This is a genomic window from Hymenobacter montanus (assembly GCF_014699115.1).
GTDB classification, from domain to species: domain Bacteria; phylum Bacteroidota; class Bacteroidia; order Cytophagales; family Hymenobacteraceae; genus Hymenobacter; species Hymenobacter montanus.
In genome coordinates this window covers 262,526-286,029 of the sequence record NZ_JACXAD010000002.1, presented here as the reverse complement: position 1 = coordinate 286,029, position 23,504 = coordinate 262,526, and the positions used below count along the sequence as shown (strand labels likewise).

The window sequence follows — 23,504 nt, the reverse complement described above, 5'->3', positions numbered from 1 at the left end:
CTAATGCTGCCAAACTAGGCCGGCAGGCCTTGCAGCACCTGCTTGGCGTTGCGCACGTGGTCGGTGGCCCCACTCAGGGAATTGAAGACGTACTGGATGATGCCGTTTTTATCAATCACGAAAGTGACCCGGCCGGGCAGCAGGCCCAACAGGGCGCGGGGCACCTCATACAGTTTGCGCACCTGGCCGTCGGCGTCGGCCAGCAGCTCAAACGGCAGGCGATGCTTCCCGGCAAATTTTTGGTGCGACTGCTCACTGTCGGAGCTGACGCCCACTACTTCGGCGCCTAGGTCCTTAAAATCCTCGTACTGGTCGCGGAACGAGCACGCTTCGGCCGTACAGCCCGGGGTGTCGTCTTTGGGGTAGAAATACAGAACGATGGATTTCTTGCCCCGCTGCTCGGATAGCCTGAAAGTGCTTCCGTTGGTTGATTTCAAAGAAAAATCCGGGGCTTTATCGCCTACTTTGAGCATGAGCATTTGAGGTTAAGATAAAAATGAGACTGCTACCCGAGCCGGCTCTTGGATCAACCCTGTACCATTTTCCCATTTGGCATGGGAACCGGGCGGGAATGGTGCAAATAACGAAGGGAGTGGCAATCCACCGCAACGCCCCCTACCCTGATACTGACGAACCTTCAGTGGAAACGGGGTTTGGCAGTACTCTCCCCGTACGAAAAAGTGGACCTTTACTACGGAAACCGAACCTCCACAGTGCTAAGCACGAAATGTACTAGCGTGAAAAACCATGGGAGCAGCAAGCGCCTACGGGTGTGCTCCCCTCAACCATGCCACATGAGGGGTTTTGCAATGGGGACGTGCTACAGCACCAGCACCTGAGCCGGCTAAGGCTGTCACGTTGGCTTCCACGCTGCTCTTTGCGGCTGGCGACACCAGTGCAGGACTACGCTTCCAAACGAGGTTGGATAAGCTGCCCGAACGCCCTGTGATATTCAGGCGCTGCCGTGGAGTACTGGCCGCAGAAACGGGTCCGAAATGCAGGCCCGGCAAAGCCACTCCTACCGGAACTATCCGCTTGGCAAGGTGACTAGCGGGCCCCGCGGCGTAAAAGAAAAAGTCCCCGCCTTTTCGGGGCGGGGACTCTTTGTCTGTCGTATGGTAGCACCAAGTGCGCCGCCTTACTTCGTGAGCACTAGCTGGCGCAGGGTGTAGGCCGAGCCGGCCTGGACGCGCACCAAGTACATGCCCGCAGCCAGGGCCGACAGGTCCAGCGGATTCTGAGCGTTGTCGCGCACGGTGGCCGTGTGCACAACCTGGCCCAGCAGGTTGGTGACTTGCACCTGCAGCGCGCCCGCGGCCTTGGCCTCGCGGATTTCCAGCGTCACCTGCCCGCTGCTGGGATTGGGAAACAAGGAGACGGCTTTCGACAAGGCGGGGCTGTTGCTGGCCAGAATAATGTTTGTTTCAGCTTCCAGGACCAGAACCCCAAAGTTGTTCGGGGCCAAATCTTCGAGTACTCCCCCCGTAGACGCCGAGAAGGGGACAATCCTGAAGAAGGTCCCGGGTCGGGTCGGGTTTTCGGGCAGAGTTGCCAGTGGGGAGTATTGGCCACTGGCAGACGGCGTCTGCACCAGGCCCACGTAAAAGTCGCCGGCGGCAAGGGGAAATGGCGTAGCCAGAGGGAAAGTTTTGCGTCGATTGATGTCGGCCGCCGTGACCACGTAATTGGGTGTGCGGGCCAGCACCGCGCCGCCCGAGTTCACGACCACGCCGTACAGAGTCCGGCCGACGGTATTATTGTCGGCCAAGGCCGCCGTGATCCCCGTCAGCGACCGGGCGACCGGTGTGGTGTACCGCGCCACGAAAGCCGCGGTGCCGAAGGGACCAATCCCAACATTATCGCCAGGATCAGGCGCCGTATTATTCGCGTAGCTGAACGTGTTAGCCGTGACGAGCTGCGTGTATACGCGGCTGTTATTGGTCGGGACGTCATCCGCCGACAGTGTCACCGTCAGCGTGTTCGTGCCGACGGTGTTGGGCGTGTAAGGCGGGAAAAATACCGTAGCGGAGGCGCCGGGCGCGAGGGGCGTCGTCACTGTTTGGGTATTGGTAAACGTGGTGGCGCCGGTAACGTTCAACGTCACGGATAGGCTCGTTATCGGCAGCCCGCCGGCGTTGGTGACGACGGCTCGTACTGCCTGGGGAACCCCGGTAGGCAGTTTGCCCATCGAATAGATCGTTTGCACGGCCGCGTCATTAGCGGGCACGGGCACCGCGCAAATGCCAAACTGCCCGGTGGGCGTGGTCCTGTAGCTCCACACCCGCACGTAGACCGTGGAGCCCGGCGTGAGGCCGACAACACGGGTGCTGGAGAAAGAATCCTCATCCGTATCATCACTACAGGCTATCTCCGTCAGCGCCCCGCAGGTGCCCGTGTACACGATCAGAGCGGTATCCTCTACATCTGAACCCGGCACGGGGCTGGTCGTCACCGTGAACCCGCCGGAAGCGGGTACGACGATGCGATACCAAACGTCATTATTAATGGGCGTATTAACCGCGAAGCACCCCGTATCGGACGAGGTTGGCGGCGGCACTCCCGTGGAAGGGGTAGCCCCGAGGTTGGTGGTAATAGTCGGCGTACACGTGGCCGCTGGAGTCAAGACGGTGGCAGTAGCGCATTCATTATTAGACGGCGGCATGAGGTTAGGGACCGCACAAATGCCGAACTGCCCGGTCGGCGTGACCCCGAAGCTCCAGGCCCGCACATACACGGTGGAGCCGGGCGGGAGGTCATTAACCTGGGCGCTGGCGAACTGTCCGTCCCCGGTGTTATCATCACAAGCGACCTCCGTCAGCGCGCCGCAGGTGCCCGTGTACAGGGCTAGGTCCACATTGTACACGGGGGAGCCCGTCACGGCGCTGGTCGTGACGGTAAACCCGCCGGAAGGGGGCACGACGACGCGATACCAGATGTCATTGCTAACAAGATCACCGGCTTCAAAACACCCACCCATCGTGTAGAGCCTTAGCGGGGGCACCCCCGTGGAAGCGGTAGCCCCGAAGTTGGAGGCAGTCGTGGGCGTACACGTGGCCGTGGTGGCCAGCACGGCGGCGCTGGCGCAGTCGTCGTTGGCCGGCGGCGTGATAAAGTAGGTGGGTGCCAGGGGAGCGGTGGTGCCGCCCGTGCAGTTACCGGCAATAGCCACCGTGTAGGCAGTTGCTTCCGTCAGCCCGGTCAGGTTCACGGGGGAAGTGGTGGCCGGCACCGTGATGGGCGCGCCGCCCACGGGGGTGTACGTGACCGCATAGCTGGTGTTGCCGGCCCCGGGCGTAAACGATACCTGCGCCGAGGTGGCGGTAACATTGCTCACGCTCAAGCTGGTTACGGGCGGACAGGCCAGAGGCGCCAAGCCCGTGAGCCGGATATTGGGGCGGATCAGGCTCAGCGTGCCCACTCCGGCGGGAGCCGTGAAATCGCTGTCCCAAAACTGGGCCGGATTGCGGCTCACCCCAGTTAAAGAGTAGCGGAAAGCCTTCGATGCAAAGCCTTCATTCCCCTGGCTCGTGGCATTGGTTTCGACGATGACCTCCAGGTTCGACGTGCCATTATAGGTGAAGGGCGTGGTCAAGGGCAGGGTAATCCAGGTATTGGCCGTGAAGGAAGCGGCCGGAATCGTGGCGTCGTACACCAGCGTGGCCCCCGCTTCCTCGGCCGCCACCGTGGTAGGGGCCGCGAAAGAGGTGTTGCTCACCGTTTTCAGATACACTTTGGTCGGCGCGGCCCCCGCCCCTCCCACCGCGTTGAGGTAGAAGGCTAGTTGGGTCAGAGTGCCGCTGGTGGCAATCTCGGCCGCCGTGTAAATCAGCGCGCTCCGCTCGTAGCCGGAATCGGTTCCCAGCGGTTTGCGGCCAGTGTCGACGTTGGGGTTGCCGGCCGGCACCTGAATCTGAGCCCAGGCCCCCGGGGCCAGGAGTAACCCCACTGCTAGCGTCGCCAGCCGTCGCCACTGGCCCGAGCGGGACGCAGTGCGTGTGTAAAACTGTGTAGTCATGCGAAATGAATGAAGGGGTGAGAAGTGAAAAGGCAACGTCTTAACCTAAATGCTCAATAAAAGCTCAATATAGTTTAAGGTCAGCAAAGCACTAGAACTCCCTCGGCCGCCGTTTGTTGGCCACGCACCCGGCAATACAGCAAGGAGAAGCTTCTTTCAGCCGCCCCTTCCCGGACGCAACGGGTCGTGAGATAGAAAGAGAGAAACAGAATGATAGAGCTGGAGCCAGCGAAGTCCTTGGCCGAAGCCAAAGCGCCCTCGGCCTTCCGGGCTGGAGATGCTTTGGCCTTCGGCGGCGCAGGACACCGCACCACGGCTTACTTGGTAAACACAAGTTGACGGATGGTGTATTCCGAGCCAGCCTGCACCCGCAGCACGTACACGCCCTCAGCCAAACCCGATAGGTCCAGCTTATTCTGGGCGTTGTCGCGCACGCGGGCCGTGTGCACCACCTGCCCGAGCAGGTTGGTCACCTGCACCTGCAGCGAGCCCTGGGACTTGGCCTCGCGGATCTCCAGCGTGATCCGACCCGGGCTCGGGTTCGGGTACACCGAAATGGCCTGCGACAAGGCCGCGCTGGTACTCGACGACACCGTGCTGAAGGTCACCTCGATGCCCAGACGGGCTTTTATTGACGTGGTGTTTATATCCCGCCAGGGGGCAGTAGCCGATCCCTGGAAGTAAAAGGTAGCCGGGCGCAGGGGGTCTTCCTCCTGGTAGCCAATGCCCACGTTGCCGGAAACCTCCTTTACGCCCACGAAGAACGTGCCCGGGACGCTCGTGCCCGTCAGGGGCACGCTCACCACGCCCGCGGCAGTAGGCCGAGTCAGGGTCGGCGAAGTAAACACGACTGCCCCGGGCTGGCCGGCCGCCGTCGCGCTGAGCACCACCACCTGATACGTGGGCGTCGTGCCGTCACCAGCCAGGAAGCTCAGCTTTGCCTCCCCCAGGGTGGCGGCCATGCCCGTCTCGTACTTGACCGCCAACATCCTCTCGGGATCCGTACCACCCAATCCTACGCTCCCCGTCACGGGCTGGCCATCGCTGAGATAGGCCAGCGTGTTGGCCGTCACCAGTTGCGCATAAGTCTGCGCGTTGTTCGTCGGCCCGTCATCGGTGGGCACCGTCACCGTCACGGTGTTACTGCCCACGGCGCTGGGCGTATAGGGCGCGAAGGAAACCGTAGCGGAGGCCCCGGGCGCGAGCGTGGCCACGAGTTGCGTATGGGTGAACGCGCTGGCCCCGCTCACGCTCAGCGTCACCGGCAGGTTGGTTAGCGGCTGAAGACCCCCGTTGGTGACGACGGCTTGTACTACCACGGGCGCCCCAATGCGCACTTTACCCAGCGTATAGACGGCTTGCACGGCCGCATCATTAGTGGGCACGGGCACCGCGCAAATGCCGAACGGCCCGGTCGGCGTAGTCCCGTAGCTCCACACCCGCGCGTAGACCGTGGAGCCGGGCGGCAGACCAACCGCCCGAATGCTCGAGAAGGCATTTCCCGCCCCTTCATCATCACTACACGCCACCTCCGTCAGCGCCCCGCAGGTGCCCGTGTAGAGCGTCATGCCGGTATCGTTTGCACCTGAGTCAAACGCGTCGCTGGTCGTTACCGTAAACCCGCCCGAAGCGGGTACCACGATACTATACCATACATCGTTACTAACGGGGGTACCAGCCGGAAAGCACCCACCCATCGCGGAGGATTTGGGCGGGGGCACTCCCGTCGAAGCGGTCGCCCCCCGGTTAGTGGCAATAAGGGGCGTACAAAGGGCCGCGGGAGTCAGGACGGTGGCGGTCGCGCAGTCGTCGTTGGCCGGCGGCATGGTCAGGGAGGTAGTCGACACGGGCGAAGCACTCGTGCTAGTGCAGTTACCCACGACAGTAATCACGTAGGTAGTTTGGGGCGTCAGCCCGGTCAGGCTCACGGGGGCAGCGGCAGCCGACACCGTCGTGGTCGTGCCACCCACGGGGGTGTACGTGACCGTATAGCTGGTATTGCCGGCCCCGGGTGTAAACGATACCTGCGCCGAAGTTGGGCTCACGCTGCTCGCCCTCAGGCCAGTTACGGGCAGACAGGTTAAAGGCGTCAGGCCCGTGAGCCGAATATTGGGCCGGAATAAGCTCAGCGCGCCTACTCCAACGGGAGCGGCGTTATCGGCAGACCAAAACTGGGACCGGCGGATACTCGCGCCAATTGAAGCGTAACGAAAGGATTTGGCGGCGATGCGTTCATTCCCCCCGCCCGTGGCATTGGTTTCGACGATGACTTCCAGGTTCGAGGTGCCGTTATAGGCGAAGGGCGTGGTCAAGGGCAGGGTAATCCACGTATTCGGGGTAAAGGAAGCAACCGGAATAGTGGCGTCGTAGACCAGCGTGGCTCCCGTTTCCTCAGCGGCGACCGTAGTAGGCCCTGCGAAAGAGGTGTTGCTCACCGTTTTCAGGTATACTTTGGTGGGGACTGCTCCGGCCGCACCTACCTCGTTGAGATAGAAGGCTAATTGGGTCAGGTTACCACTGGTGGCAATCTCGGCCGCCGTGTAAATCAGCGCGCTGCGCTCGTAGCCGTAATAAGTGCCCAGTGGGCGGCGGTCAGAGGCCTCATTGGGGTTGCCGGCCGGCACCTGAATCTGGGCCCAGGCCGCGGGAGCCAGGAACAGCCCCGCCGCCAGGGCCGCCAGCCGCCGTCGCTGGCCGGAGGCGTTGGAAGGGTGCGCGTAAAAGCTTGTGTTCATGCAAAAGGAATTAAGGGATGAAAGGAGGTAAGACAGGAACGATTTGACCTAAATGATCAATAAAAGCTCAATATAGTGTAAGTTCCCGAAATGCCCAAACTAGCTTGTCGGCCCCTACCCGCCCTTGCCCTCCTCACACCAGCAATCCGGCCAGGCGTAGCCCTTGCAGCGGCCTTCTCCTCAACGCGACCGGCAGTGATGTTAGCGGAAATGATCCCAAGGCATGCACCCCCCGTCCCCCGGCCGCAATCAAGACCGCCTCTTGTGGGCGAGGCGGTCTTGATTGCGGCCGTGCAAGACGCGCGCCCTCTTCCCTCCTACTTGGTGAGCACGAGTTGGCGGATGCTGTAGGCCGAGCCAGCCTGCACCCGCAGCACGTACACGCCCGCAGCCAGCCCCGATAGGTCCAGCTCGTTTTTGGCATTGTCGCGCACGGCGGCCGCGTGTACGACTTGGCCCAGCAGGTTGGTCACTTCGACCCGCAGCGGACCCACGGCCTTGGCCTCGCGAATAGCTAGCGTGGCCCGCCCCGTGCTAGGGTTGGGAAACAGGTCGATGGCTTGCGACAAGGCCGCGCTGGTGCTCGCCAATACCATGCTCGTTTCAGCTTCCACAATGAGAACCCCTGAGCTGCTCGAGGAGGCATCAACGAGGGTTCCCCCCGTAGCAGCCGAAAAAGGAGCAACAGCGAAATAAGTACCTGGGCGGGTGGGATTTTCTGGGAGTATACTCAGCGGAAAGTAACGCGGGCGGCCAATGGAAGCAGCGGTCTGCACCAAGCCCACGTAAAAGTCACCGGCGGCAAGGACGAGCGGCGTAGCCAGGGCAAACGTTTTGCGTTGATTGATGTCGGCCGCCGTGACCACGTAATCCGGCGTGCGGGCAACGACCGCACCGGTCGAACTCACTACCACGCCGTAGACGGTTTGGCCGACGCTGTTATTGTCGGCCAAAGCCGCCGTGATGCCCGTTAGGGAGCGGGCGACCGGGGTGGTGTACCGCACCACAAAAGCCCCGGTGGTCGTAGCGCCGAATCCAACAATTTGGCTGGGTACCGTAGTATTCGCGTAACTGAACGTATTGGTCGTCACGAGCTGGGTATAGATCTGCGAATTATTCGTGCTGACACCATCCGCCGGCACGCTCACCGTCAGCTGGTTATTGCCGATGTCGTTGGACATATAAGGCGTGAAGGATACCGTGGTGGAGGCCCCGGGCGCGAGCGTGGCTACCGTTTTGGTTTCCGTAAGCACCGTGCCGCCGATAATGTTCAGCCTCACGGGTAGGTTAGTTAGCGGCAGCCCGCCGGTATTGGTGACGAGGGCTTGTACCACCTGAGAAACCCCGGCCGGCACCCGGCCCAACGCATAGATGGCGCGCACGGCCGCATCGTTAGCGGGCAGAGGGGCCGCACAAATGCCAAATTGCCCAGTAACTCCATAGCTCCATACCCGGGCGTAGACCGTGGAGCCGGGCGTCAGGCCGCCGACACTGGCGCTGGCGAAGAAATCGGTAGTGCTTTGGTCCTCATTACACGCCACTTCCGTCAGCGCCCCGCAGGTACCCGTGTACAGAATCAGCCCGGTATCATCTAAGGAAGAACTCGCCACGGCGCTGGTCGTTACCGTAACTCCACCGGAAGCGGGTACCACGATACTATACCAAACGTCATTAATAATGAGCGTACCAGTCAGAAAGCACCCTCCCATCTCGGTGGATTTGGGCGGCGGTACCCCCGTTGAAGCGGTGGCCCCGCGGTTGGTGGTAATAAGGGGCGTACAAAGGGCTGCGGGAGTCAGGACGGTGGCGGCCGCGCAGTCGTCGTTGGCCGGCGGCGGACTGGCCGTGGTGAAGGCAATAGTCGACACGGGGGAAACACCATTACTCGTGCAGTTGCCGGCGACGGTAACCGTGTAGGTCGTTTGGGGCGTCAACCCCGTCAGGGTCACGGGGGAAGCGGCGGCCGGCACCGTGGTGGTGGCGCCGCCCACGGGGGTGTACGTCACGGTATAGCTGGTGTTGCCAGCTCCGGGCGCAAACAATACCTGGGCCGAAATCGAGGTAATGCCGCTCATTCTCAGATTCGTTACGGGCAGACAGGTTAAAGGCGTCAGGCCCGTAAGCTGAATATTAGGCCGGAGCAGGTTCAAGACGCCCATTCCGGCGGGAGGCGTGTTATGACTCTCCCAGAACTGGGCCCGACGGCTACTCGCGCCAGTTGAGGAGTAACGGAATATTTTAGCGGCCCCGCCTTCACTCCCATTGCCCGTGGCATTGGTTTCGACGATGACCTCTAGGTTGGCGATGCCGTCGTAAGCAAAGGGCGTGGTCAGGGGCAGGGTAATCCAGGTATTCGCGGTGAAGGCGGCGGCCGGAATCGTCGCGTTGTAGACCAGCGTGGCCCCCGCTTCCTCGGCCGCCACCGTGGTGGGGGCCGCGAAAGCGCTGTTGCTCACCGTTTTCAAGTACACTTTGGTCGGCGTGGCCCCGGGCAGGCTCGCCCCGTTGAGGTAGAAGGCCAGCTGGGTCAGAGTGCCGCTGGTGGCAATCTCGGCCGCCGTGTAGATCAGCGCGCTCCGCTCGTACCCAAAATTGGTGGCGAGAGGCTTGCGCCCGGTGCCAGCGTTAGGGTTGCCGGCCGGCACTTGAATCTGAGCCGCAGCCGCCGGGGCCAGCAACACCCCCGCCACCAGCACCACCAACTGCCGCCACTGGCTGGAAATAGCGAGAGGGAGTGCGTAAAAGTTTATTTTCATGTGAGAGGAATAAAATGATAAAAGGAAGAGAGGGAACGCCCTGACCGGAATGGCCAACAAAAGATCAATATAGTGTAAATTACCAGAACCCCAAATCCTGCGTACCTGCTGGGGCCGCTCTGGCACTCCCCCTCGCCAAACAAGCAGCCGTCTGCTCAACGGCCAACTGCTCCAGCTAACCGGTAATGGCCCCTCCCGCCCCTGACTGGCCAAACGCAACGCATCCCCGCCTTTTCGGGGCGGGGATGCGTTGCTTAGCCTTTAGCGGCCAAAACCGCGCGGGCTTACTTGGTAAGCACGAGTTGGCGGATGGTGTACTGCGAGCCGGTCTGCACGCGCAACACGTACACGCCCTCGGCCAGCCCCGACAGGTCCAGCTTATTCTGAGCGTTGTCGCGCACGGCCGCCGTGTGCACCACCTGCCCCAGCAGGTTGGTTACCTGCACTTGCAGCGGGCCTTGGGCCTTGGCCTCGCGGACCTCGAGCGTGACCCGTCCCGGGCTCGGGTTCGGATACACCGACACCGCCGCCGACAAGGCCGCGCTGTTGGTCGCCAGGATAATGTTCGCTTCAGCCTCCAGGATAAAAGCCCCAAAGCTGTTCGAGGCTAAATCGGCGAGGGTGCCCCCCGTCGTAGGCGAGAAGGGAGAAATCTCAAAAAAGGTGCCGGGGCGGGTGGGGTCTTCCGGCACTGTACTGAGGGGGAAATAAGCCGCGCCCCCAGCGGGAGCGGGCATCTGCACCAGGCCCACGTAGAAGTCACCGGCGGCAATGGGCAGCGGCGTAGCCAGGGCGAAGGTTTTGCGCCGGTCGATGTCGGCTGCCGTGACCACGTAATCCGGGGTGCGGGCCAGCACCCCACCGCTCGAGTTCACCACCACGCCATAGACGGTCCGACCGACGGTAGAATTGCCCCCCAAACCAGCCGTGATCCCGGTCAGCGAGCGGGCGACCGGGGTGTTGAACCGCGCCACAAAAGCCCCGGTGGTGCCAGCAGGAAATCCAACCCTGCTGGTAGGGGCGCTATTATTCACGTAGCTGAAGGTATTAGTCGTGATGATCTGCGCATACGTCTGCGCGTTGTTCGTACCCACGTCATCCGTGGGCAGGCTCACGGTCAAGGTATTAGTGCCGACCGTGGTGGGCGTATAAGACGCAAAGGAGACCGTCGCGGAGGCACCGGACGCCAGGCTGGCCACGGTTTGGGTGTTGGTAAAGGTCGTGGCCCCGGTCACGGCCAGCGTCACGGGCACGTTCGTGAGAGCTTGAATACCGACGTTGGTGACGACGGCTTGGACCACCTGGGCAACCCCGATCGGCACCCTGCCCAACGTGTAGATGGCCCGCACGGCCGCGTCATTAGTGGGGATGGTTACGGCACAAATACTGAATGGCCCGGTCAGCGTGGTTCCTTTGCTCCAGACTCGCGCATAGACCGTGGCGCCGGGCGTGAGGCCAAGAGCCCGAATACTAGCGAAGGGATTGGTGGAACTCGGGTCATCACTACAAGCGACTTCCGTCAGCGTTCCGCACGTGCCCGTATACAACGTCATCCCCGTATCCGTTAAAACGGAACCCGTCACGGCACTGGTCGTCACGGCAAGCCCGCCGGAAGCCGGCACGACGATGCGATACCAGACGTCATTACTGACGGGGCTACCAGCCGGAAAGCACCCGCCCATCGCGGTGGAGCTGGGCGCGGGCACTCCCGTCGAAGCGGTCGCTGAGCGGTTGGTGGTCGTAATGGGCGTACACGTGGCCGTGGCCGTCAGCAAGGTGGCCCCGGCGCACTCGTCGTTGGCCGGCGACGTGACAAAGGCAGCAGTAGTAGTGGAGGAAGTGGTGCCGCCGGTGCAGTTACCCACGACTGCCACTGAGTAGATCGTTCCAGGCGTCAGTCCCGTCAGGCTTACGGGCGAAGCCGGGGCCGGCACCGTGGTGGTGGTGCCTCCCGTCGGCGTATAGCGCACTGTATAGCTCATGTTACCGTTGCCGGGCGTAAACGATACCTGGGCCGAAGTGAGGGTGATATTGCTCACACTCAAGGCCGTGACGGGCGCACAGGCCAACAGCGTACTAAAAAAAGCAGTCACCTCCGGGGCCGTGGTGCTGCCGCTGCAGCTACCCACGACCGTTACCCTGTAGGCCGTTCCCTGCGTGAGCCCCGTCAGGTTCACGGGCGAAGTTGGGGTCGTCACCGTCGTGGGCGTGCCTCCGGCCGGCGTGTACGTGACCGTGTAGCTCGTATTGCCGCTGCCCGGCGTAAACGATACTTGCGCCGAAGTAGCAGTAATATTGCTCACACTCAAGGGCGTAGCTGGCAGACAGGTCCAAGCCGCCAGGCCCGTAAGCTGGATATTGGGCCGGAGCAGACTCAGTATGCCGTTGCCAGCGGGAGCCGTGTTGTCGGCAGACCAAAACTGGGCCCGATTGTTACCCGCGCCAGTTGTGGTGTAGCGGAAGGCCTTAGTAGTGCTGCTTTCATTCCCCGAGCCCATGGGATTAGTTTCGACGATGACTTCCAGGTTCGAGGTGCCGTTATAGGCGAAGGGCGTGGTCAAGGGCAGAGTAATCCACGTATTGGCCGTAAAGGCGGCGGCCGGAATCGTGGCGTCGTACACCAGCGTGGCCCCCGCTTCTTCGGCCGCCACCGTGGTGGCCGCCGCAAAAGTGCTGTTGCTCACCGTTTTCAGGTACACTTTCGTGGGGGCTGCTCCGGGCGTACCCACGGTGTTCAGGTAGAAGGCTAATTGGGTCAGGGTGCCGCTGGTGGCAATCTCGGCCGCCGTGTAAATCAGCGCGCTGCGCTCGTAGCCGAAATAAGTCCCCAGCGGGCGGCGGGCAGCGCCATCATTGGGGTTGCCCACCGGTACTTGGATCTGGGCCCAGGCCGCCGGGGCCAATAATACCCCCGCGGCCAATGCCGTCAGCCGACGCCACGGGCCCGAGGCCTTGAGAGAGCATGCGTAAAACCTTGTTTTCATGTAGGAGGAATGAGATGATAAAATGAGGAAGCGAAACGCCTTGACTGAAATGGTCAATAAAAGCACAATATAGTATAAATCATTAACACTCCAATATTTATCCGCTTGCTGGTGCTGGCTGGACATGCCGGGAAATACCGCCAGCCGTCTGTTCAAGCGCGTGCTGCTCCACCTAACGGAGGATGAGCTACCACGCCAACGCACCTCAGCGGCCAAAAACAAAACATCCCCGCCTTTTGGGGCGAGGATGCGTTGCTTTGGGTTATTGAGGCGCAAGCATTGCGCGATGGCTTACTTGGTGAGCACGAGCTGGCGGATGGTATACTCCGAGCCGGTCTGCACGCGCAGCACGTACACGCCCTCGGCCAGTCCCGACAGGTCCAACGGGTTCTGGGCGTTGTCGCGCACATAGGCCGTGTGCACCACCTGTCCGAGCAGGTTGGTCACTTGCACCTGCAGCGGACCCTGGGCTTTGGCCTCGCGGATCTCAAGCGTGACCCGTCCCGTGCTCGGGTTCGGGAATACCGAGATGGCTTGCGACAAGGCCGCGCTGCTACTCGCCGACACCGTGCTGAAGGTCACCTCGATGCCCAGACGGGTTTTTAGCGGCGTGGTGTTTACATCCTGCCAAGGACCACCAGCGGATAATTGGTAGTAAAATATACCCGGGCGCAACGGGTCTTCTACTTGGTAGCCAATGCCTACGTTGCCGGAAACCTCCTTGAGGCCCACGAAGAACGGGCCGGTGACCGTCGTGCCCGTCAGGGGCACACTCACCACGCCCGCGGCAGTAGGCCGAGTCAGGGTCGGCGAAGTAAACACGACCGCCCCGGGCAAGCCCGCCGGGGTCGCGTTAAGCACCACTACCTGGTACGTCGAGGGCGTGACCGCAGTAGCCAAGAAGCTCAGCTTGGCCTCGCCGAGGGTGGCAGTAGTGCTGTTCAGGTACTTGACCGCCAAGGTGCCGCCCGGGGTGGAGCCATCCACTCCTACGCTCGCCGTCACGGGCTGGCCGTTAACAAGATAGGAAAGCGTATTGGTCGTTACCAACTGGGAATAAGTCCGCGCGTTGTTCGTGGCCACGTCATCCGTGGGCAGCGTCACCGTCAGCGTGTTCGTGCCGACCGTATTGGGCGTATAAGCCGCGAAGGAGACTGTAGTAGAGGCGCCAGGAGCGAGCGTAGCTATCGTTTGGGTGTTGGTAAAAGTCGTGACGCCGGTCACGCTCAGCGTCACGGACCGGGCGCTGAGCGGCAGCCCGCCGGTGTTGGTGATGACGGCTTGTACTACCTGAGAAGCCCCGTTGAGCACCTTGCCCATCGCATAGATCGTTTGCACGGCCGCGTCATTAGCGGGCACGGGCACCGCGCAAATACCGAACTGCCCGGTTGGGGTGGTTCCGAAGCTCCACACCCGTGCATAAACCGTGGAGCCGGGCGTCAGGCCAATAGCCCGAGCGCTGGAGAAGAAATTAGTGGAACTCTGATCATCACTACAAGCCACCTCCGTCAGCGCCCCGCAAGTGCCCGTATACAGGGTCATCCCCGTATCATTCAGAGGGGAACCCGTCACGGCGCTGGTCGTCACCGTAACTCCGCCGGAAGCTGGTACCACGATACTATACCAGACATCATTAGTAACGGGCGTATTAGCAACAAAACACCCCGTCGCGCTGGAGTTTGGCGGCGGGACCCCCGTGGAAGTAGTTGCCCCACGGTTAGTAGTAATGGTGGGCGTACAAGCGGCCGCAGGAGCCAGGACGGTAGCGACCGCGCAGTTGTCGTTGGCTGGCGGAGTGATGGCCGTGGTGAAGGAAGTAGTCAGCAAGGGGGAAGCCCCACCACTACAATTGCTCACGATAGTCACCGTATAGGTAGTTCCTTCCGCCAGCCCGGTCAGGCTCACCGGGGAGGCCGTCGGGGCCGGCGTGATCGTGGTGGTAGCCCCGCCCACGGGCGTGTACGTCACGGTATAGCTGGTGTTGCCGGCCCCAGGCGTAAACGATACCTGCGCCGAAGAGGTGGTAATGTTACTCACGCTCAAAGCAGTTACGAACGGACAGGTCAAAGGCGCCAGGCCCGTAAGCTGGATGTTAGGCCGGAGCAGACTCAGTATGCCGTTGCCAGCGGGAGCCGTGTTGTCAGCGTTCCAAAACTGGGCCCGGTTGCCGCCCGCGCTAGTTATAGTGTAGCGGAAGGCCTTATTTGTAAGGCCTTCGTTCCCCCCGCCCGTGGCATTAGTTTCGACGATGACTTCCAGGTTCGAGGTGCCGTTATAGGCGAAGGGCGTGGTCAAGGGCAGGGTAATCCACGTATTGGCCGTAAAGGCGGCGGCCGGAATCGTCGCGTCGTAGACCAGCGTGGCCCCCGTTTCCTCGGCCGCCACCGTGGTGGCCCCCGCAAAAGTGCTGTTGCTCACCGTTTTCAGATACACTTTCGTGGGCGCCGCACCCGGCGTGTTCACCGCGTTGAGGTAGAAGGCCAGTTGGGTCAGGGTGCCGCTGGTAGCAATCTCGGCCGCCGTGTAAATCAGCGCGCTCCGCTCGTACCCATAATAAGTCCCCAGCGGGCGGCGGCTAGTGCCATCGTTAGGGTTGCCGGCCGGCACTTGGATCTGGGCCCAGGCTGCCGGAGCCAGGAGTAACCCCGCGGCCAGAGCCGTCAGTCGCCGCCACTGGCCGGAAGTCTTGAGAGAGCATGCGTAAAACCTTGTTTTCATGTAGGAGGAATGAAAAATGAAAAAAATGAGGAAAAGAAACGCCTTGACCGAGATGGTCAATAAAAGCCCAATATAGTTTAAATCATTAATACTCCAACATTTATTCGCTTGCTGGTGCTGGCTGGATACGCCGGGGAAATACCGCCTCTGTTCAAGCGCGTGCTGCTTAATCCAACGGAGGATGAGTTGCAACGCCAACGCACCCCAGTGGCCAAAACAAAACATCCCCGCCTTTTTTAGGCGAGGATGTTTTGTTGACTTCAGACGCGCAAGCATTGCGCGCGGGCTTACTTGGTAAGCACGAGTTGGCGGATGGTGTACTGCGAGCCGGTCTGCACGCGCAACACGTACACGCCCTCGGCCAGCCCCGACAGGTCCAGCTTATTCTGAGCGTTGTCGCGCACGACCGCCGTGTGCACTACCTGCCCGAGCAGATTAGTTACCTGCACCTGCAGCGGACCCTGCGCTTTGGCCTCGCGGAGCTCGAGCGTGACCTGCCCCGTGCTCGGGTTCGGGTACACTGATAGCGCGGCCGACAAGGCCGCGCTGCTGCTGCTCGAGATCACACTGGTTTCCGCTTCCAGGACAAAAGCCCCCAAGTTGCTTGAGGCCGCATCGCTGAGCGTCCCTCCCGTCGTAGGCGAGAAGGGGGCTATACCGAAAAAGGTACCGGGGCGGGTGGGGTCTTCTGGCAGCGTCGCTAACGGGAAATACCGCACGCCACCGCCGGTTACGGCCGTCTGCACCAGGCCCACGTAAAAGTTGCCGGCCGCGATGGGCAGCGGCGTAGTCAGGACAAAGGTTTTGCGCCGGTCGATGTCGGCCGCCGTGACCACATAATTGGGCGTGCGGGCCAGTACCCCACCGCTCGAGTTCACGACCACCCCGTACACAGTTTGGCCGACGCTGTTATTGTCCCCCAAGCCCGCCGTGATGCCCGTCAGCGAGCGGGCCACCGGGGTGTTGTACCGCGCCACGAACGCCCCGGTCGTGGTCGCACCAAATCCAACACTTTCGTTAGGATCAGGCACCGTATTATTCACATAGCTGAAGGTATTGGCTGTGACGATCTGCGCATACGTCTGCGTGTTGTTCGTGGCCACATCATCCGCGGCCAGCGCCACGGTTAAGGTGTTGGTGCCAGCCGTGTTGGACGTATAAGGTGCGAAAGAGACCGTCGTGGAAGCGCCGGGGGCCAGGGTGGCCACGGTTTGGGTGTTGGTAAAGCTCGTCGCCCCGCTAACGGTCAGCGTCACGGCGACATTGGTTAGGGCTTGGGCACCAACGTTGGTGACAACGGCTTGTGCCGCCTGAGCAACCCCGGTGGGCACCTTGCCCAACGTGTAGATGGCTCGCATGGCCGCGTCGTTATTGGGGGTGCTTACGGCACAAATGCCGAACGGTCCGGTCGGCGTGGTCCCGAAGCTCCATACCCGCACGTAAACCGTAGCGCCTGGGGTCAGGCCAACGGCCCGAGTGCTCGAGAAGAAATTACTGGCGCTCTGATCATCACTACAAGCGACTTCCGTCAGCGCCCCGCAGGTGCCCGTATACAAGGTCATCCCCGTATCATTCAGAGGGGAGCCCGTCACGGCGCTGGTCGTCACCGTAAACGCGCCGGAAGCCGGCACGACGATGCGATACCAGACGTCGTTAGTAACCGGGGTATTTGCCACGAAGCAGCCCCCCGCCGCCGAGCTTGGCGCAGGTACTCCCGTCGAAGCGGTCGCCCCGCGGTTGGTGGCCATCATGGGCGTACACGTTGCCGCGGTAGCCAGTAAAGTGGCCCCGGCGCAGTCGTCGTTGGCCGGCGGCGGACTAGCCGTGGTGAAAGTAGCAGTTGCCACGGGAGAGGTGGTGCTGCCCGCGCAGTTGCCTACTACGGTCACCGTGTAGGTCGTTCCGAGCGTGAGGCCCGTCAGGTTCACGGGCGAAGCGGTCGGCGCCGGCGTCACCGTCGTGGGCGTGCCCCCGGCCGGCGTGTAGGTCACCGTATAGCTCGTGTTGCCGTTGCCCGGCGTAAACGACACCTGGGCCGAAGTGAGGGTGATATTGCTCACGCTCAAGGCCGTGACGGGCCCACAAGTCAACGGCGTGGTAAAGGTAGTAGTTGCCACGGGAGCCGTGCCGCCGCCGCCGCAGTTGCCCACGACCGTCACCGTGTACCCCGATCCGGGCGTGAGGCCCGTCAGGTTCACGGGCGAAGCGGTCGGCGCTGGCGTCACCGTCGTGGGCGTACCCCCGGTCCGGGTGTACGTGACCGTATAGCTGGTATTGCTGGCCCCGGGCGTAAACCCTACCTGCGCCGAAGTCGGGGTAATGTTGCTTACGCTCAAGGCAGTTACCGGCAGACAGGTCAGCGGGGCCAGGCCCGTGAGCTGGATGTTGGGCCGCAGCAGGCTTAGCGCCCCTGTTCCAGTGGGAGCCGTGTTGTCGGCCGCCCAAAACTGCGCCCGGTTGTTACCGGCCCCAGTTGACGCGTACCGGAAGGCCTTACCCGTACTGGGTTCATTCCCCCCGCCCGTGGCATTGGTTTCGACGATGACTTCCAGGTTCGAGGTGCCGTTATAGGCGAAGGGCGTGGTCAAGGGCAGGGTAATCCACGTATTGGCCGTAAAGGCGGCGGCCGGAATCGTCGCGTCGTAGACCAGCGTGGCCCCCGTTTCCTCGGCCGCCACCGTGGTGGCCCCCGCAAAAGTGCTGTTGCTCACCGTTTTCAGGTACACTTTCGTGGGCGCCGCACCCGGCGTGTTCACCGCGTCGAGATAGAAGGCAATTTGCGTCAGGTTGCCGCTGGTGGCAATCTCGGCCGCCGTGTAAATTAGCGCGCCGCGCTCATAGCCGTAGTAGGTTGCGAGCGGTCGGCGGCTAGTGCCCTCGTTGGGGTTGCCGGCCGGCACCTGGATCTGGGCCCAGGCCCCCGGGGCCAGGAGTACCCCCACCGCCAGCGCTGTCAGCCGCCGCCACTGGCCGGAAGTCTTAAGAGAGCACGCGTAAAAGCTTGTTGTCATGGTAGATGATTAAAAAATGAAAAAAAATGAAACAGAAAGCACTTATACTGTGCTAACAATCAGGTAAGGGCAAATATAGGAGCATTCTACAGGAATATCACTCCTATGATATTAATTCATTATCATCTTATTTTATTGAAATAATAAGGTCTTTCCCAGGGGCCAGTCGAGGCCCTGAATTGAACCTGAAGCTTCTGGCCTTGAAGCTCAAGAGATAAAAATCCGGCCTCCTTGGGTTGATATTAGCTGCAAGAGCCAATCTCTTATTAATAAAGCAAAGCATTGCCCCTACCTAACCTATGGTGAAATCATAGCCGGCTGGCCCGGCAGGACGAAGCAATCGTATGGCTGCCCCCAGGTTAGGATCGGTAGCGAACTGGCGAATCGAAAGCATTGTGCAGGGATGGCCCGGCATACTGGGTGGCTTTACAGCGACGGCGGCATCTTTGTGGCCCGGTTAGCGGTTGCTGCCGGGCTTAACTCCCGTGCCACTACTCGGCTCCTTACCCGTTTTCATGCCCCCGCCCCGCATCAGTGTCATCATTCCGGCTCACAACGAGGCTCAGGCCATTGGGTTAGTTCTAGCGGAGATTCCGGCGGGCTTGGTTCAGGAAGTCATCGTGGTGGATAATAACTCCTCGGACGACACCAGCACCGTGGCGCGAGCCGCCGGGGCCACCGTGCTCCGCGAGCCGCGCCCGGGCTATGGCTACGCCTGCCTGGCGGGCATGGCTTACGCCTTCGGTAAAGCCGCCGCGGTGCAGCCTGAAATCGTGGTGTTTCTCGATGGCGACCATTCCGACTACCCCGAACAGTTACCGGAACTACTGGCTCCCCTGCTGCACGGAACGGCCGATCTGGTTATCGGCTCCCGGGCCCTGGGCGAACGGGAGCGCGGTGCGCTGCTGCCGCAGCAGCGCTTCGGCAACTGGCTGGCCACCCGCTTACTGCGCTTGCGCTACGGTGGCCATTTCACCGATTTAGGCCCCTTCCGAGCCATTCGTGCCCCGGCCCTGCTCGGCCTGCAGATGGCCGACAAGACCTACGGCTGGACAGTGGAAATGCAGATAAAAGCGGCCCGGCAAGGCTTGCGCACCGTGGAAGTGCCGGTGCGGTACCGCCGGCGCATCGGCACCAGCAAGGTTTCGGGCACGGTGCGCGGCACCCTGGGCGCGGGGTACAAAATTTTGTGGACCATTTTCCGGTATTGGTAAGCCGCCAACCCGGCGGCTACGCTTGCTCATGCTTTTCACCTTCCGTCTCCGCGCCTGATGTCGTTGCTGCCCCTTTTGCTGGTGGTGATATACGGCCTGTGCCTGCTGTTCATTCTATGCTTCAGCGGAGGGCAATGGCAGCTTACCCGCCTCGCCTTGCGGGCCTACGCCGCTCCCCCCCTGCCCCGGCCACCAGTGCCCGCCGCGTGGCCACGCGTAACGGTGCAGCTGCCCCTCTACAACGAGCAGAACGTGGTCGAACGCGTCATTGACGCCGCAGCCGCGCTCGACTATCCACCGGAGCTGCTGCATATTCAGGTACTGGACGACTCCACCGATGCCACCGTGGCCCTGGCCGCCGAGCGCGTGGCGTACCATATCGCGCGGGGACGACGTCTGAGCCACGTACGACGCCCCTCCCGGGAGGGCTACAAAGCCGGAGCCCTCCGCCACGGCCTGGCCGCCAGCGACGGGGAGTTTATCGCCATTTTTGACGCCGATTTCGTGCCGGCGCCCGACTTTCTGCGCCGCACCATCCCCTTCTTTTTGCAGGACGAAAACATTGGCGTGGTGCAAACCCGCTGGGGCCACCTCAACCAGGCGGAATCGCTGCTGACGCGCCTGCAAGCCTTTGGGTTGGATGCCCACTTTCTTATCGAGCAGGTGGGGCGCACGTTCGCCGGGTTCTTCATCAACTTCAACGGCACCGGGGGCGTGTGGCGCCGCCGCTGCATCGCCAACGCCGGCGGCTGGCACACCGACACCCTCACCGAGGACCTCGACCTGAGCTACCGCGCCCAGCTACGCGGCTGGCGCTTCGTGTACCGCCCCGAGATTGTGGTGCCCGCCGAATTGCCCGCCGCCATGGACGCCCTCAAGTCGCAGCAGTTCCGCTGGACCAAAGGCGGGGCCGAAACGGCCCGTAAGCACCTGGGCGCCCTGTGGCGCTCGGCGCAGCCGCTGGTCGTTAAGCTGCAGGGCACGTTTCATCTGCTCAACAGCAGCGTGTACGTGGTGATTTTGCTCATGGCCCTGCTGAGCGTGCCGCTGGTGTTCGTGCGGGAGCACTACCCGGAGTACAAGCTCGTGTTCCGGCTGGCTTCGGTGTTTTTGGTGGGCTTTGCACCGCTTGTTTATTATTACTACACGGCCTGGCGACTCGCCTGGCCCACGGGCAAAGCCCGCTTTTACCCCGGATTTTTCCTGCTGTTTTTGTCGGTTTCGATGGGGCTGGCCCTGCACAATGCCCGCGCCGTGGCCCTGGGCTGGCTGGGCCAGCGCACCCCGTTCGTGCGCACGCCCAAGGCGGGCCCCGGCGGCCGGGGCCCGCGGCGCTACCGCACCGGCGGCGTGGGCCCCTGGGAAGTGCTGGAAGGCCTGCTGGCCCTGTATTTTGGGTTTGGCTTCGGGGCCGGGCTGTATTTCGGCGATGCCGGTCTGCTGCCGTTTCACCTGCTGCTCACGGTCGGTTTTGCGGCTATCTGCTATTATTCGGGGCGCCACGCCCGGTAAAGACGCCCGGTTCTGCCCCCATGCCATTGCCATTGCCCGCTAAACGTCCTTCCCCTTCCCAATTTGCCGCCTTGGCGCTTTCCGGCGCGGCCTATGCGGGCGTAGCGTACGCCACGCCCCGGGCGCAGTTCGGCCAGTTGCTGGGCTTGCTGGCGGTGGCCCTGCTGGCCTACGCCTGGCTGCTGCGCAGCCGCTTGCCGTGGCGCTGGGGGCTGGCGGCGGCGCTGGGCTTCCGGCTACTTTGGCTGCCCGCCCTACCGGCCCTGTCCGACGACGTTTACCGCTTTCACTGGGACGGCCTGTTGGTAGCCAACGGGGTTAATCCCTTCCAATTTCGGCCCGATGAAATCATTGCCGACGGCGCCCGGGCCAGCATCAAGGATGAACAGCAGCGCAACCGGGTTCTGCCCCGGCTACAGCAACTGTACCGGCAGTTGAATTCGCCGCACTACTACTCGGTTTACCCCCCGGTCTGCCAGTACATTTTCGGGGCCGCGGCCCGCTGGTTCCCCGATTCGGACCTGGGCTTTGCCGGCGCCTTGCGGGCGGTGCTGCTGGCCGCCGAGATAGGCAGCGCGGGGCTGCTGCTGGCCTTGCTGTCGGCCAGTGGCGCGCCCTTGACGCGAGCGTTGCGCTACCTGCTGCATCCGCTGGTTATCGTGGAGCTGACCGGCAACCTGCACTTCGAGAGTGTGGTACTGTTCTTTCTGCTGCTGGCTGGTTGGCTGCTGAGCCGGCAGCGCGGGGCGGCTTCGGCCCTGGCCCTGGGGCTGGGCATCGCCACCAAGCTACTGCCGATACTGGCGCTCCCGCTCCTGCTGCGGCGTTTGAATGGGCGGCCGCTGGCGGCCTACCTGGCCATTACCCTGGGCACGCTAGCGGTGCTTTTCAGCCCCTTTCTCGCAGTTGATTTGCTGACTAACCTCGGCCGCAGCCTGGCCTTGTATTTCCGCAGCTTCGAGTTTAACGCGAGCATCTACTACGTGCTGCGGGGCCTGGGCTACTGGCTCACCGGCTACAACGAAATTGCCATTCTGGGCCCGGCCCTGGCACTGGGGAGCGGCCTGCTGGGGCTGGTTCTGGCCAGCCGGGAGCGCCGCCCCACGCTGGCATCGCTGCCCCAAACGCTGCTGCTGCTGTTAACGGCTTACTACGCGCTGGCCACCACGGTGCACCCCTGGTACCTCACCCTGCTGATTGGGCTGAGCGTGCTGTCGCGCTTCCGCTATCCGGCGGTGTGGGGCGGGTTGGCCGTCCTCTCCTACGCTGCCTACCGCAGCAGTGCCTACACCGAAAACCTGTGGCTCGTGGGAATAGAATACGCCGTTACCGCGGTTGTTCTGAGCGCGGAAATACTGCGCCCGCGGGCAACGGGCAATGAGCCGTGAGTCTTTTTACCCGGCGCACCTATTCTTCCCGCCCCGGCGGGGCATTACTGCGGCCAGTAGGCGTAACGCCGGACTCCTTTCAGTAGCAGGCGGCGGCCGTCCCAGGTGGTTTGGCGCAGCAGGATGTTGGGGTAGCTTTTAGCGAACCAGTACACGTTTTCCTTGCCGGGGCCCAGGCCCACCACCACCCGCCACGCCGCCTGGGCCACTTCCGCGGCCGGTGCTTCGGCCGTGGTGAGGTGGGCCTGATAGTACACGGGGGGCGCGACTTTGTTGGTTTGCTGCGATTCCAGCACCACCAGGTTGAAAGCGGGCCGCTGCTCAAACTTCAGGCTGCGCAGCGTGTAGGAAAGCGCATCTTCCAGGAACACGTCGCGGCGCAGGTTGCGGCGGCCGGCTCCCTGCTGATCCCAGTACGAGTTGAACGTTTGCTCGAAATTGACGCCGTCGTCGACCATGCTTTTAAACGTGTTGCCGCACCACTCCTGCGACGACGTGGTCATCTTATACAGCGCTACGGGCTGGTCGCGCCGAAAAAAGAGCGAGGTCAGAAAATGGTACGGGTACTGGTCGGTCGGAATCTGGCAGAACTGGTTTATTTTCATCACGGGAAATAAATCGTCCCGCTTATAATCGTCGGTTTTAACGTTAAACTGCTGATTAAACTCTTCTTTAACGGTAATCTGCGTGTACGAAAACGTTCGGTTTTTCTTGTATACCACGCGCTCGGCGTCGTACGTAGCCACTTCGGCCAAGCCATCTTCCCACAGCTTGCGCATGGCCCACTGCTGGTCGAAATAGGGCATCACCTGCTGCAAAGCCGGCGCGGCAACCGGCACCTGCCCGGCGGCCTTTCCGTGCTCCGACACCGGGCAGCCCGCCAGCCCCGCGCCCAGGCCCAGGAAAAGTAAAACAGTTCGAGTAGACAATGACGGCATGAAACGAAGGAAAGGAAAGTAGGGGACGAAAGTAAGCGGGTACCGGCCAAGTCTGCTAGGCATACTCTAAAGAATGGCATTGGCCCTGGGTGGTGCTGGCGCGCATTCCAGACGCGCATCAGCACCACCCAGGGCCGTAAATCGGTACCGACATTATCGGAAAGCGCCCTTCATTTCAGGCACCGGGGAAGCTCGCTAACTCCAATGGTGGCGTTGCCACGCGGGCAATGCAT

Annotated in this window: 11 protein-coding genes; 3 read left to right on the top strand and 8 right to left on the bottom strand. The window is 62.1% G+C overall.

Features of this window, described 5'->3' with window-relative positions; genetic code table 11:
• Window positions 1–14 precede the first annotated feature (14 nt).
• From IC235_RS02885 to IC235_RS02855, 7 genes are all read right to left on the bottom strand, one after another.
• Window positions 15–473, bottom strand: a complete 459-nt coding sequence (locus tag IC235_RS02885; protein ID WP_191003691.1) for a peroxiredoxin — start codon at window positions 471–473, stop codon at window positions 15–17.
• 665 nt (window positions 474–1,138) lie between these two features.
• On the bottom strand, window positions 1,139–4,015 hold the full coding sequence (locus IC235_RS02880) for a T9SS type A sorting domain-containing protein (RefSeq protein ID WP_191003655.1): 2,877 nt from the start codon (window positions 4,013–4,015) through the stop codon (window positions 1,139–1,141).
• Between the two features lie 317 nt (window positions 4,016–4,332).
• On the bottom strand, window positions 4,333–6,750 hold the full coding sequence (locus tag IC235_RS02875; protein ID WP_191003654.1) for a T9SS type A sorting domain-containing protein: 2,418 nt from the start codon (window positions 6,748–6,750) through the stop codon (window positions 4,333–4,335).
• A gap of 317 nt (window positions 6,751–7,067) precedes the next feature.
• A complete protein-coding gene (locus tag IC235_RS02870; RefSeq protein ID WP_191003653.1) occupies window positions 7,068–9,506 on the bottom strand; it encodes a T9SS type A sorting domain-containing protein in 2,439 nt (812 codons plus the stop codon).
• A 284-nt stretch (window positions 9,507–9,790) separates the two neighbouring features.
• Window positions 9,791–12,490 carry a fibronectin type III domain-containing protein gene (locus tag IC235_RS02865; RefSeq protein WP_191003652.1) on the bottom strand — a complete coding sequence of 900 codons (2,700 nt, stop codon included), beginning with the start codon at window positions 12,488–12,490 and terminating at the stop codon, window positions 9,791–9,793.
• 291 nt (window positions 12,491–12,781) lie between these two features.
• Window positions 12,782–15,208 (bottom strand): T9SS type A sorting domain-containing protein, encoded by a 2,427-nt coding sequence (locus IC235_RS02860; protein WP_191003651.1) that lies wholly within the window; start codon window positions 15,206–15,208, stop codon window positions 12,782–12,784.
• A gap of 287 nt (window positions 15,209–15,495) precedes the next feature.
• Complete coding sequence (locus IC235_RS02855; RefSeq protein ID WP_191003650.1) at window positions 15,496–18,219, bottom strand: fibronectin type III domain-containing protein; 2,724 nt, start codon at window positions 18,217–18,219, stop codon at window positions 15,496–15,498.
• A 515-nt stretch (window positions 18,220–18,734) separates the two neighbouring features.
• On the opposite strand from IC235_RS02855, the gene IC235_RS02850 reads away from it, so the two are divergent.
• Genes IC235_RS02850 through IC235_RS02840 form a run of 3 tightly spaced genes read left to right on the top strand, consistent with a single transcriptional unit; the run spans window position 18,735 to window position 22,333 of the window.
• Window positions 18,735–19,433, top strand: coding sequence for a glycosyltransferase family 2 protein (locus tag IC235_RS02850; RefSeq protein ID WP_191003649.1), 699 nt, complete (start codon window positions 18,735–18,737; stop codon window positions 19,431–19,433).
• A gap of 57 nt (window positions 19,434–19,490) precedes the next feature.
• The gene (locus IC235_RS02845) at window positions 19,491–20,945 is read left to right on the top strand and encodes a cellulose synthase family protein (RefSeq protein ID WP_191003648.1); all 1,455 of its coding nucleotides are present in this window, start codon (window positions 19,491–19,493) and stop codon (window positions 20,943–20,945) included.
• 20 nt (window positions 20,946–20,965) lie between these two features.
• Window positions 20,966–22,333: a hypothetical protein gene (locus tag IC235_RS02840; protein WP_191003647.1), complete on the top strand. Its 1,368-nt coding sequence runs from the start codon at window positions 20,966–20,968 to the stop codon at window positions 22,331–22,333.
• Between the two features lie 44 nt (window positions 22,334–22,377).
• On the opposite strand, the gene IC235_RS02835 is transcribed toward IC235_RS02840, so the two are convergent.
• Window positions 22,378–23,271, bottom strand: coding sequence for a hypothetical protein (locus IC235_RS02835; RefSeq protein ID WP_191003646.1), 894 nt, complete (start codon window positions 23,269–23,271; stop codon window positions 22,378–22,380).
• Window positions 23,272–23,504 lie beyond the last annotated feature (233 nt).